Consider the following 11,450-nt stretch of genomic DNA (forward strand, 5'->3'; position numbering starts at 1 on the left):
AACTATCATTTATAACTACAGTTCGTAACTATCATTTATAACTACAGTTCGTAACTATCATTTATAACTACAGTTCGTAACTATCATTTATAACTACAGTTCGTAACTATCATTTATAACTACAGTTCGCAACTATCATTTATAACTGCAGTTCGTAACTATCATTTATAACTACAGTTCGCAACTACAGCGGAATACGACCATTGAATGACAACGCTAACGTGGTGCTATCAACATACTCAAGCTCACCACCAACAGGGACTCCGTGGGCGATTCGGCTGATCACTACATTATGTCTACGGGCCATATCAGCAATAAAATGCGCCGTGGCATCACCTTCTACTGTGGGGTTGGTTGCTAAAATCAACTCTGTGACATCATCTGATGCAAGGTGTTGCTCTAATAACGCTAAGCCAAGCTCTTCAGGGCCCACACCATCAAGGGGTGATAAATGCCCAAGTAACACAAAATAGCGGCCGCTAAAATGGCCACCCGCTTCAATGGCTAACACATCAGCTGGGGTTTCAACCACACAAATTACTTCTGAATTACCCCGTTTAGGGCTACTACAGATCGGACATAGCTGCTCTTCTGTAAAGGTACGGCAGGCTTGGCAATGCCCCACTTCACTCATTGAACGTTCTAACGCACTGGCTAATTTATGGCCCTGTTTGCGGTTACGCTCTAATAATTGAAACGCCATGCGTTGGGCTGATTTTGGTCCGACACCCGGTAAGCAGCGCAAAGATTCGATAAGCTCATCAACCAGTGGACTAAATTTCATAAATACTTCATTGCCTTATTTTATTAATTAAGCGTGCTGATTTAAGTTAATAAACCATTCAATCAGCATCAATGTGCGTATGGTACTGTAATTATGATTGCGACAAAAGAATGATGTTATTGCTAATGCTACTCACAACACAGAACTCGTCAGTTCGGTTAGCGTTTCTTTGTCAGTATTAACTGTTGCCAAGGCTAGCTAGCTTGCTAACTATTAGTGCTAGGACTTAGTATCACTTTCGGGGTGATAACTGAATACCTGATCTAGCGGCAGTTCAAACACTTCAGCAATTTTAAAAGCCACTTCAAGAGTGGGTGAATACTTATTAGACTCAATGGCCATCACGGTTTGCCTAGTGACACCTATTAATTCAGCAAGCTGCTTTTGTGTCATTTCACCATTTAAAAAACGCAAGGTGCGAATAGCGTTAGAAATCGCCGGTTTACTCATAAATATCACCTGTACGCCCCTTGTATAGCTGCACCACATAAAATGCCAGCTCAGCACACAAAAAAGACACCACTAAAATATGCAGCGGCGCATGAGCAAAGCCCAATTGTGATAGACCAAGGTCATTGGCTTCAACACTGTATTGCACTATGGCCAGTATCACGCCTACATTCAAAATAATCGCTGAATACTTATAGCCAATGAGATTAATTTGTTTTTCGCGTACATCCATAGGTTGTGACAGTTCATCGTCTGTGATTAATGCCAGAGCAATGTAGCTCACCACCATTAGCACTACTGAATAAATTATAATTTCTAAAAAGATACCTGAAATCCACTGTATTGAAGCTAATTCTTCAGGGCTAGCATGAAATAAGCTGCTACCATAAAAATAGAAAATATAGCCCGTTACCAGTAAATCAACGGATAAAGTGACTTCTCGAAAGCTCGTTTCTTGCAGCCATTGCAGTAATTTATTTGCATTACTCATGTTAATTAAACCTCACTTGGTGTTAACTATTTTTGACACGCTTTTAGTTTAGGCTAACAATCAACCATGTCAAATATTTTTAACCTTGGGTTAACAAATTAATGCTTTTATCGCTTAGCTGTCTGCGGGGTGATTTATACCATCGTTAAGCACAACATCATCAATATCAAAAGGATTAACACCTTCTAAGCAGCCAATGTTATAGCCATATTCTGTAGGATTAGAGCGACGTTGATGCTGGGTATAAATACCGCAATGGCGACAAAAGTAGTGCTTAGCAGTGTGGGTATTAAATTGATATAACTTGAGAGCATCCGCGCCTTTTACGATTTGAATGCAGCTAATTCTACCGAGCCCACAATGGCGCCTTTTCTGCGACAAATTGAGCAATCACAGCGTCTTGGCTTTTCAATGCCATTGGGTAATGAAAGTGATAATACAACCGCGCCGCAATGACAACTGGCTAAGTGTTTCGACTTTATAACGGTTTCACCGACCTTGGTTAGCATCATATATCCTTATAAGACTCTGACATGGCGGTACAATTTAGCAGAAAATTTAATCTGAACGAAACGCGATCAAAAAAGCCCAAGATAAACTTGGGCTTTTGAATCTTAAAACCTTTAAGATTTAGAATGGCATTTTCATTCCTGGAGGTAATTGCATACCGCCAGTGACTTCAGCCATCTTAGTCTTTTGGTTTTCTTCGATGCGACGTGCTGCGTCATTGAATGCTGCAGCAATAAGATCTTCCAACATTTCTTTGTCGTCTTCCATCAAACTAGGGTCGATGTCAACTTTACGAATGTTGTGTGAACCCGTCATGGTCACTTTAACTAAACCTGCACCCGCTTCACCGGTCATTTCAGTGCGTGCGATTTCTTCCTGCATTTTAGCCATTTTGTCTTGCATCATTTGGGCTTGTTTCATTAAGTTGCCCATACCGCCTTTTCCAAACATAGTCTTTTCTCTTAATTAGGTTATTAGCAAGCAGCCAAAGTGGGGCTAATCTTACTGAAAAAAAATAAATTGGCAATAAATCCTCGGCTATTGCTATCAAAGTTTTGACGCCTATAACGCTTTAGCTGTTTTATTGAACAGTCAATGCTGGAATTTGTTGCCCTATCGCCTGTAGCTTTTCAACCGGATACACTAAAGTATCTGGATTTAGCTGAGCCGCTAAACGAGTAAACATCCATTGTACTTTGTCATCGTTAATTAAAGCGTAATTTGCATTAGCTAATAACTCTCGATGAAATCTTTTACGCAATTCAAGTGGGGTTTCATGTTGTGGATCAAGCCCAACCTGAATTTGCACCTTTGTGTCTTCGCCCAAAAGCTCCGATAAGGCAATTTGTAATTGCTCAATCGCCACTTCGGCGGATAAATGTTTTTGATCCGGTTTAAGTAATAACGGGATCGGATTGTCCAGTCGTTGGCATACCGAGTTAACGGCGAGCTGTCTTACCCTGCCGCCTATGCTTAACTGCGACATAATTTTGTACCAGTGCAAATCTAGGCTATCACCTGAGATTTTATGGTGACCGTTTAATGCCACTTCAGTCGATACGTGAGCGACTGCTGTCTCAGCCACTGGGGCATTATTCTCAGCTGGCACTATGGCAGTGTGTGCATGCTGACGACTTCCCGGCTCCTCATTAACAGCGCTTGTTGGCACTTCAACGGCGGCGATAGTAGTTTGTGCATTGTCAACTGCCATGTTAGTTGCTGCACTATGGCTCACCTCAGGCTCAGTTGTTGCTATTGCAGTTAAAACTGAAGCTGCAGGTAATTCAGTGGGCTTTTCCCATGGCGGTCTATCTGCTGCATCATTTGCTGCACTTGTGTTTACTTGCGTGGTTACATCAATAGTAGCATCAACTGTGGCGGTATTTTCAATCGACTGCATTTTCGCTTTGGGTGCAGGAATTTTAATACTTGGATTGGCTACCGCCTGTTGCTTTTTTGCTTGTTCACCTTCTTCGGCTAGCGAATTTAATTCCGCCTTTAATGAATCATTGGTAGCGAGCACAGCATCAAGTAAAGCATCCATGTCGCTTAAGTCAGCTTCTGTAGTATCAACGGTTGTTTGCTCAAGCTTAGCTTGCGCGGCACTAGTTTGCTGAACATTAGCTTGCGGAGTACTTGCTTCTGCCTGCTGATATTGATTGTGATCGTCGTTATCAAATTCAGCATAAGATTCGTCACTTGCCTGAGCAAACTGCTCGTAGGCATCAATGGGCATCTCATTTGACGATGTTGTTGATGTGACAGGCTGAGTTTCAATTGCTGGCGTTTCTACTCTAGGTGTTTCTACTGCAGCGGCTTTAACTGCTGGCGCTGCAATAACGCCTGAGTCAACTGCTTGCGTTTCAGTCGCTGCTTGCTGATTGAAACCTAAACTGTCAGCTTGACTAAGGATAATAGCTTGCTCTGCGGCTATCTCGGGAGCAGCATTTAGATTATCGTCCTCAGCTGCGATACTTGCAGTTTGTGGCAGCGTTATTGCCGCAGACACAGAACTGCTATCAACTGCAGTATTGCTTACTTGGGCTGGCTTAGTAGCCGTTATTGCTTCATTGTCTGCAACTGAAGCGCCTGCATTATTTGTAGCAGTGTCAGCCTTCGAGCTAACCGGCGCCGATTTAACCGTTTCTGGGGTCACGGGGTCTGGCGTCAATGAAATCGTTACTGGCTCATCGGTGTGCCAACGTTTAACGGGCTTTTCAGGTACAAATGCCACGGCTCTAAGTAACGCCATTTCAAGACCTGATTTAGGATCAGGAGCAAAGCCTAATTCTTTGCGACCCGTTAACAATAACTGATAGTAAAGCTGCACTTGCTCAAGGGTTAATTGCTGAGCAAAGGCTAAAATTTGTTCGCTGTATAACGACTGCTGCGCCGCGGCTGGCGCAAACTGCGTTAAGGTAATTTGGTGGAGTAATTCCAATAAACTGCGCAGCACCTCATCGGCATCTGCGCCAAAACTCAGCACTTGCTGAATAGTTTGCATTAAGTTAGCAATATCGGCATCACATAAGGCTTTTAGCAGCACTAAGACTTGCTGGGCATCAATACTGCCAAGCATGGTTTGCACCTGTTGGTGCATCACTTGGCCGCTACCAAAGGCAATCGCTTGATCGGTTAAGCTCAGGGCATCACGCATACTGCCGTTAGCCGCTTTTGCCAATAGTGTTAATGCTTGGGGCTCAAAGGTTAATTGCTCTTGAGTTAAGATAAAATCTAGCTGCTTAGTTATTTCATCTTGAGACAGACTTTTTAAATTAAATTGTAAACAGCGAGACAACACAGTCACCGGCAATTTTTGCGGATCTGTGGTGGCCAGTAGAAATTTCACATGCTCAGGCGGCTCTTCAAGGGTTTTCAGTAAGGCATTAAAACTACTTCGAGACAGCATATGTACTTCATCGATTAAGTAGACTTTGTAACGGCCTCTTGAAGGCTTATATTGCACGTTATCAAGTAGCTCACGGGTATCATCGACCTTAGTTCTTGAGGCCGCATCCACTTCAATAAGATCAACAAACCTGCCTTGGGCAATTTCAACACAACTTGAACACACGCCACAAGGTGTCGAAGTGACCCCTTGCTCACAGTTAAGCCCCTTAGCAAATAGGCGCGCTAAACTGGTTTTACCCACACCTCGAGTGCCAGTAAATAAATACGCATGATGTAATCGTTGCTGTGTGAGTGCATTTGTAAGTGCCAGTAGAACATGTGACTGCCCTACCATTTCTTCAAATTTGGCAGGGCGCCATTTACGGGCTAACACCTGATAAGACATGGAATTCCCCAAGCTTTAATGAAACGGGATGATCTAAATAATACCAATGGTAATTAATTGTACCCGAAAATAAAAATAACAATAGCATGCTCATCAATCACAGGCTATTGCTACTCTAAAAGGCTGGATAATTTGCTGAAGATTCAATCGATGCAGAGCAAAAATCAGGCTTTATTGAGTTAAGCTCAACAAAGCCGCTAACATATTATGCGTGCTTGGCTATTCGCCTTCAAACTCACATAAGGTCAATAACTCAACCCCTAAACCTTCAAGACGTTTTTCGCCGCCGATATCTGGCAGAGAAATAACAAATGCAGCGTGCTTAACTTCGCCGCCTAATTCACGGATTAATTTTACCGTTGCTTCAATGGTGCCGCCTGTAGCAAGTAAGTCATCAACGACCAATACTTTATCTTCAGGGGTGATCGCATCTACGTGAATTTCTAAGGTGTCTTTACCGTATTCAAGATCGTATGTTTGCGCAATCGTCTTTCTCGGCAATTTTCCCGGCTTACGTACGGGTACAAAACCAATACCAAGCTCTAATGCTAATGGCGCACCGAATAAAAATCCACGCGCTTCAGTACCGACAACTTTAGTGAAACCTTGATCTTTATAATGCTCTACAAATAAAGCGATAGTGGCTTTATAAGCTTCAGAGTCTTCTAAAAGGCTGGTGACATCGCGAAACATAATGCCTGGGATTGGGTAATCAGGAATAGCTTTAATACTGTTTTTGATAAGCGCTAAACGTTCTGAGTTCATAGTCATATTAGATAATCTATTGTAAAAGGAATGGTTTAATAGCCATCATTTTCAATATCATTAGCTTGAAATTGAAAATATAGTTTCTGGCATATCACTCAATGGCAGTGATACTAAGCATGTTTTAAGATAGTTGCAACTAACGAGCAAATTAAAGGTAACTTTTAATCTAACTCTGGGATCTGCCACAGATAAACCAGTAGGCAACATAACATGCAAGCGAGCATCACTTTCACCCAAACTAATGGCACAATTAAAATGCTCACAACAAAGCTTAAGGTGGTCATTATCATGGCTTTTTTCTTCAGCCGTTTGTTGATTGCTCGTTTATCTTGCCAATCATTTAACCCTTGAGCAAACCAAGGATGAGTCATCAACCAGTGATGCATCCGCGTACTTGAGCGGGCAAAACAATAAGCAGCCAGCAAGATAAAAGGCACTGTTGGTAATAAGGGCACCACAATACCAATGGTGCCAAGCGTTAAGCTCGTTAAACCAGTAATGAGGAACAAGCCTCGTTTTAACGCCATATGACTCCAAGCCCAAATCAAAAAAAACCATTCAATAGAATGGTTTTTGGATAACCGACTCTATGACTTAACTGAGCGGTATAATAACTGAGATTGGCAGTTAAATTAAGCCTGCAAGTCGCAAGGCAGATAGAGACGCTGGTAGCGTTGGTAACAATAAAACAAGAATAAAACCAATAAAATACATAATGTTAAATGGGTCTTTAAACGGCTGACTCATAGTTTTTACTTCCTAACAGTAATGTTGGCCGCCTTACAGCAGCGTGAACTGGATCACAAAATTTGCGCTATTGTATGTAAAAAGACTTTTAATATAAACCACAAATTAAGTAGGAGTTTTATCCACTGTTTAAGCCTGTGTTAACGAACAGATAACCCTTTTGTCGGCCAATTGTTGCAACATTTGCAAGCAGCCATTAGATAAGGTTTCCGGCGTCATCTGTGGGTAGGTCTCGCTAAGCCATGTCAATACATCATTAAAGTAACATTGCTCGGCTTGAGCAATATAGGCTAACACTTGGGCTGTTAATGGGTTTAACTTTAAAAAGTTAACTTCATCATGTTCATCGCGATAAACACAAAAGCTTTGCCCCTGCTCACTGGGCTCTGTGGGTTGGTAATCGACACTGATGTGTTGCACATCATATTGATATTGCGCCACAGTGGCTGTCACTGACAGCTTTAGCGGTAGCTCGGTAATCAAGTCTTTGGCAATTGGCTGCTCATTAACATCATCGAAAACAGTGGCAATATATAACTCTAGCCATTCGTAATGTGCTAGCTCCAACATAAAGGCAGGGTCGTAATCCGCAGGCTGATATTGAGTTTGCAAAAAACAGATAAACTCTTGGGATATTTCAATAAATATGGGGGTTTTACAGTCAAAACTTACAAAAAACTGTTGAATGAGTTTGGTCCATGCATCATCAGTATAAAGACTTTTCAGTACCGGAAACGCGCCTGACACAAAGCCATTGATGTTATTGAAAAATAGCTCACGGTAAACATTCATTCGCTCAAATGTCATGCCTTGTGGCAGTGGCTTGCTGGGATCGCGAATATAATCCATAAAGGCTTGTTGAGTGTTAATAAAATCCATTAAGCACTCCTTTTGATCGCTTTTGCGGCTTGTTGATAGCGATGAATTTGATTGATCTCTTGCAGTAATTCAGCGGTTTTGGGGATATTAAAGTCACGCTCTAATAATGTCGGAAACACCCCATGTTGCTGATAACTCTGTTGCAATAATTGCCAAACAGGATCAATCACATCAGCGCCGTGGGTATCGACCATTAACTGGGATGATTCTTCATAATGACCCGCGATATGCATATATTCAATCCGCTTGGTCGGCATTGAGCTGAGAAATTCAGCCGCATCATATTGGTGGTTTATTGAGTTTACATAAATATTATTAACATCGAGCAGCAGTTTACAATCTGCCTCATCCAGCACAGCATTAACAAATTGCTGCTCAGTCATTTTCGCGCCGGGCGCAGCGTAGAAAGACACATTTTCTAAAATAAACGGCCGCTCTAAAATATCTTCAACTTGGTTAATACGCTTTGCAACATAAGTTACCGCTTCTTCGGTAAAGGGGATCGGCATTAAGTCATACATTTGGCCGCTACCAGAGCAATAACTTAAGTGCTCAGAGTAGATATTGATTTGATGGCTATCTAAAAAGCGTTTTACTTGCTTAACGAACTCAGTATCTAACGCATGTGGGCTGCCGATAGATAAAGATAAACCATGGCAAAAAAATTCATGTTGCTCTGTAAGTTGCCTAAACTGCTTACCAAACTTACCGCCTAGGGTCATCCAGTTTTCAGGCGCCACTTCGAAAAAGTTTATTTCATCAGGCACATGCTGACAAAACTCATCAAGCATTTCTCGGCGCAAACCCAGTCCCACTGTTGCTTGTTTTGCCATTTATCACCTCAAACACACAATTAATCAGTTAAATTAATGAAAGTTACCAACTAAAAAGGCCTGTATAACAGGCCTTATATTGGCGTAGATTTAATCGGCATGAAAGCTATAAATCGATTTCTGCTGCTAAATCAGCCTGCTAATCATCAGATTGATTATTTAGCACCACCACACTTACCTTCACCACATTTGCCTTCTTTGGCTTTACCTTCAGCCGCTTTTTTCATATCGCCGCCGCATTTACCTTCACCGCATTTGCCTTCTTTGGCTTTTTTCATGTCACCGCCACACTTGCCTTCGCCACATTTGCCTTCTGCGGCTTTACCTGCAGCATTTTTCATATCACCGCCGCATTTACCTTCACCACATTTACCTTCAGCGGCTTTACCTGCAGCTTTTTTCATATCGCCGCCGCATTTACCTTCACCACACTTGCCTTCTTTAGCTTTTTTATCGCCGCCATCTAACTGATAACCTGAATTCATTTGCTCAAAACCAAATGGATTAGCCTCTACAGACGTAGATACGCCAGCGGTTAATACGACTGCACCTAATGCCAATGCGACTGTTGTTTGCTTTACTGAGTTCATAATAATTTCCTTAAATTCAAACTTAATAATGATGACCAACAACAAACAGTGCTGGCTTACAGATGAATAGACCTACAACCTGCTACTTTTATTTCACATTAATTGATCTAAATCATCATTTTTTATTAAAAATATTGCTAGAGAAGTTCTCTAATGATTAAGGATAGGACAAAATATTCATCTATCAACTTGATATAAAAGATTAAATATTCAGTTGCAGCAGATAACAGTGAATTCAAATACTTGAAATGAATTTGTATAAAAAATTAAACTCGCTAGAATAGCGCTCCTTTTATAGTTAACCAGGTAGTACTGTGCACGTAGTCTTAGCTCCGATGGAAGGCGTCATTGATGATTTGATGCGAGAAATTTTATCTGAAATCAACCCTTATGATTTGGTGGTAACCGAATTTGTGCGGGTGATTAATCAGTTACTTCCTGAGAAGGTTTATCATAAATTATGCCCTGAGCTGCGTAATGGCGGCTTGACCGCATCAGGCACCCCGGTAAGAATTCAATTATTAGGGCAACATCCGCAAGTGATGGCAGAAAACGCCCAGCGCGCCGTCGAGCTAGGCTCACGCGGTGTTGATGCTAACTTTGGCTGCCCTGCTAAAATGGTTAACCGCAGTAATGGCGGCGCAGTATTACTGCAATACCCGGATAAAATTCACGATATAGTCAAAGCAATGCGTGATGCAGTACCAGCAGATCAACCTGTTACTGCTAAAATCCGTCTCGGTTACGAAGATAAATCATTATTTATGGAAAACGCTATCGCTGTGTATGAAGCGGGTGCTACCGAGCTTGCTATTCATGCTCGCAGTAAAACTGACGGCTATAAACCGCCAGCTTATTGGGAATACATAACCGAGGTGCGTGAGCGTTTACCTATCCCTATTATTGCTAACGGTGAGATTTGGAATAGTGATGATGCTAAGCGCTGTATGGCAGTTACAGGCTGTGACAGCATAATGCTGGGGCGCGGGGCAATGTCTCTGCCAAACCTTGCTGCCACCATAAAAGGCGTTGAAGCGCCTTACACTTGGTCACAAACGCTAAATTTGTTACTGAACTACACCCAAAAGCAGTTGGTTAACAAGAAAATTGATTATTACCCTGCCCGAGTAAAGCAATGGTTTACTTATTTGAATAAACAGTACCCTGAAGCTGATGTGTTATTCAGAGAGCTCAGAGTGCTTAAAACGGCTGAAGGTATCATTGCCATTTTAGAAAAAGCCCATGAACAACAGTTAGCGACTAACGGCTAACTTAAGCAGTCTTTTTAGCATTAACAGCTTTCATTAACTGAGAACTCATTTCTGTGATGGGTTTTCGGTTAAACAAACTGCATTATTCTTTTTGAGTCAGCAATTTGCCCCGATACAGACCATCATTGAGCTATCCCCTTCGCTATCTTGCTTAATTTACAACACAAAATATAAGATTTTGCGCGTTTAGTTACCTACTTAGTTCACACTATATAAATAAAGCCTAATACTGAAATCCCAAATTAACTCTCAATTGATCTCCATCATAGTAAGCATATTGATTAACGGTAGACTGGATAACCAGTGAAATGAACAAACTAATTAGGTGATCTTGTGAACACTCAAGACGTACAACAAATATTATTGCAACGAGAAGCACAGTTAAAATATGAACTTGTACATCAATTAAACCAACAAACTCAGCCTTCTGCTCAAGTTCAATTTAATATGAGTTTGACCGAGTTGATTGAACTCATGAGTGAGCAGCGATTAACTGACACCCCTCTATTTGGACAACTAACCCGTCTTGATGCCGCTCTTTGCCAGCTTGAACTTGGCCTCTATGGTTTATGTTCTGACTGCGAGTCTGACATTGAAGCTGAGCGTTTGGCCGCCGATCCCACTGAGCAGCGCTGTGCTCACTGCGCTGAAAAGTACAACCAACAACATCGTCATGAGCTTAAGCTAAGTCATTAAAGCTTGATTAATGGTTTAAAGTGCTTTCTATTCTTGATAGCAATTCATCGTCATTTATGGTCCGACCCAGATTTATAGTCTAATCCAGCCACAAAGTTGTTATTCGCAAATAAAAAAAACCTCCGCAAGCGGAGGTT

12 protein-coding genes and 1 pseudogene are annotated in these 11,450 nt (G+C 41.7%); 2 read left to right on the forward strand and 11 right to left on the reverse strand.

Features of this window, described 5'->3' with window-relative positions; all coding sequences use genetic code 11:
* Positions 1-184: 184 nt before the first annotated feature.
* The 11 genes and pseudogenes from recR to Q4533_RS10405 all read right to left on the reverse strand — a co-directional run bounded on the left by recR (position 185) and on the right by Q4533_RS10405 (position 9,346).
* On the reverse strand, positions 185-784 hold the full coding sequence (gene recR / locus Q4533_RS10355) for a recombination mediator RecR (protein ID WP_076542258.1): 600 nt from the start codon (positions 782-784) through the stop codon (positions 185-187).
* A 219-nt stretch (positions 785-1,003) separates the two neighbouring features.
* Entirely contained in the window at positions 1,004-1,234 is a 231-nt protein-coding gene (locus Q4533_RS10360; RefSeq protein ID WP_102436328.1) for a helix-turn-helix transcriptional regulator, read from the reverse strand.
* Positions 1,227-1,724, reverse strand: coding sequence for a hypothetical protein (locus Q4533_RS10365; protein WP_102476095.1), 498 nt, complete (start codon positions 1,722-1,724; stop codon positions 1,227-1,229). Before Q4533_RS10365 ends, Q4533_RS10360 begins: the two co-directional genes overlap by 8 nt.
* A gap of 114 nt (positions 1,725-1,838) precedes the next feature.
* Positions 1,839-2,233: pseudogene (locus Q4533_RS10370) on the reverse strand (GFA family protein).
* Between the two features lie 121 nt (positions 2,234-2,354).
* Positions 2,355-2,684: a YbaB/EbfC family nucleoid-associated protein gene (locus Q4533_RS10375; protein ID WP_076542292.1), complete on the reverse strand. Its 330-nt coding sequence runs from the start codon at positions 2,682-2,684 to the stop codon at positions 2,355-2,357.
* Positions 2,685-2,814: 130 nt separating this feature from the next.
* Positions 2,815-5,529 carry a DNA polymerase III subunit gamma/tau gene (gene dnaX, locus Q4533_RS10380; RefSeq protein ID WP_303502704.1) on the reverse strand — a complete coding sequence of 905 codons (2,715 nt, stop codon included), beginning with the start codon at positions 5,527-5,529 and terminating at the stop codon, positions 2,815-2,817.
* Between the two features lie 219 nt (positions 5,530-5,748).
* Positions 5,749-6,300: an adenine phosphoribosyltransferase gene (apt, locus tag Q4533_RS10385; RefSeq protein ID WP_198589273.1), complete on the reverse strand. Its 552-nt coding sequence runs from the start codon at positions 6,298-6,300 to the stop codon at positions 5,749-5,751.
* A gap of 158 nt (positions 6,301-6,458) precedes the next feature.
* Complete coding sequence (locus Q4533_RS10390; protein ID WP_102436336.1) at positions 6,459-6,824, reverse strand: YbaN family protein; 366 nt, start codon at positions 6,822-6,824, stop codon at positions 6,459-6,461.
* Between the two features lie 349 nt (positions 6,825-7,173).
* On the reverse strand, positions 7,174-7,923 hold the full coding sequence (locus Q4533_RS10395) for a DUF2063 domain-containing protein (RefSeq protein WP_102436340.1): 750 nt from the start codon (positions 7,921-7,923) through the stop codon (positions 7,174-7,176).
* Positions 7,923-8,756 carry a DUF692 domain-containing protein gene (locus Q4533_RS10400; protein ID WP_303502705.1) on the reverse strand — a complete coding sequence of 278 codons (834 nt, stop codon included), beginning with the start codon at positions 8,754-8,756 and terminating at the stop codon, positions 7,923-7,925. The genes Q4533_RS10395 and Q4533_RS10400 overlap by 1 nt, the downstream gene beginning before the upstream one ends.
* A gap of 155 nt (positions 8,757-8,911) precedes the next feature.
* The gene (locus tag Q4533_RS10405) at positions 8,912-9,346 is read right to left on the reverse strand and encodes a hypothetical protein (protein WP_303502706.1); all 435 of its coding nucleotides are present in this window, start codon (positions 9,344-9,346) and stop codon (positions 8,912-8,914) included.
* Positions 9,347-9,660: 314 nt separating this feature from the next.
* Between Q4533_RS10405 and Q4533_RS10410 the strand changes: the two genes are divergently transcribed.
* Together Q4533_RS10410 and Q4533_RS10415 are read left to right on the forward strand one after the other, a co-directional pair.
* Positions 9,661-10,617, forward strand: a complete 957-nt coding sequence (locus Q4533_RS10410) for a tRNA-dihydrouridine synthase (protein WP_102519480.1) — start codon at positions 9,661-9,663, stop codon at positions 10,615-10,617.
* A 333-nt stretch (positions 10,618-10,950) separates the two neighbouring features.
* A complete protein-coding gene (locus Q4533_RS10415) occupies positions 10,951-11,313 on the forward strand; it encodes a TraR/DksA C4-type zinc finger protein (protein ID WP_076542304.1) in 363 nt (120 codons plus the stop codon).
* Positions 11,314-11,450 lie beyond the last annotated feature (137 nt).

It is taken from the genome of Shewanella sp. 6_MG-2023, from assembly GCF_030547195.1.
GTDB lineage: Bacteria > Pseudomonadota > Gammaproteobacteria > Enterobacterales > Shewanellaceae > Shewanella.

What these genes read in the sequence shown, in the direction of transcription:
- recR (WP_076542258.1), bottom strand. Translation starts at nt 784, where the DNA reads ATGAAATTTAGTCCACTGGTTGATGAGCTTATCGAATCTTTGCGCTGC.
- Q4533_RS10360 (WP_102436328.1), bottom strand. Translation starts at nt 1,234, where the DNA reads ATGAGTAAACCGGCGATTTCTAACGCTATTCGCACCTTGCGTTTTTTA.
- Q4533_RS10365 (WP_102476095.1), bottom strand. Translation starts at nt 1,724, where the DNA reads ATGAGTAATGCAAATAAATTACTGCAATGGCTGCAAGAAACGAGCTTT.
- Q4533_RS10375 (WP_076542292.1), bottom strand. Translation starts at nt 2,684, where the DNA reads ATGTTTGGAAAAGGCGGTATGGGCAACTTAATGAAACAAGCCCAAATG.
- dnaX (WP_303502704.1), bottom strand. Translation starts at nt 5,529, where the DNA reads ATGTCTTATCAGGTGTTAGCCCGTAAATGGCGCCCTGCCAAATTTGAA.
- apt (WP_198589273.1), bottom strand. Translation starts at nt 6,300, where the DNA reads ATGACTATGAACTCAGAACGTTTAGCGCTTATCAAAAACAGTATTAAA.
- Q4533_RS10390 (WP_102436336.1), bottom strand. Translation starts at nt 6,824, where the DNA reads ATGGCGTTAAAACGAGGCTTGTTCCTCATTACTGGTTTAACGAGCTTA.
- Q4533_RS10395 (WP_102436340.1), bottom strand. Translation starts at nt 7,923, where the DNA reads ATGGATTTTATTAACACTCAACAAGCCTTTATGGATTATATTCGCGAT.
- Q4533_RS10400 (WP_303502705.1), bottom strand. Translation starts at nt 8,756, where the DNA reads ATGGCAAAACAAGCAACAGTGGGACTGGGTTTGCGCCGAGAAATGCTT.
- Q4533_RS10405 (WP_303502706.1), bottom strand. Translation starts at nt 9,346, where the DNA reads ATGAACTCAGTAAAGCAAACAACAGTCGCATTGGCATTAGGTGCAGTC.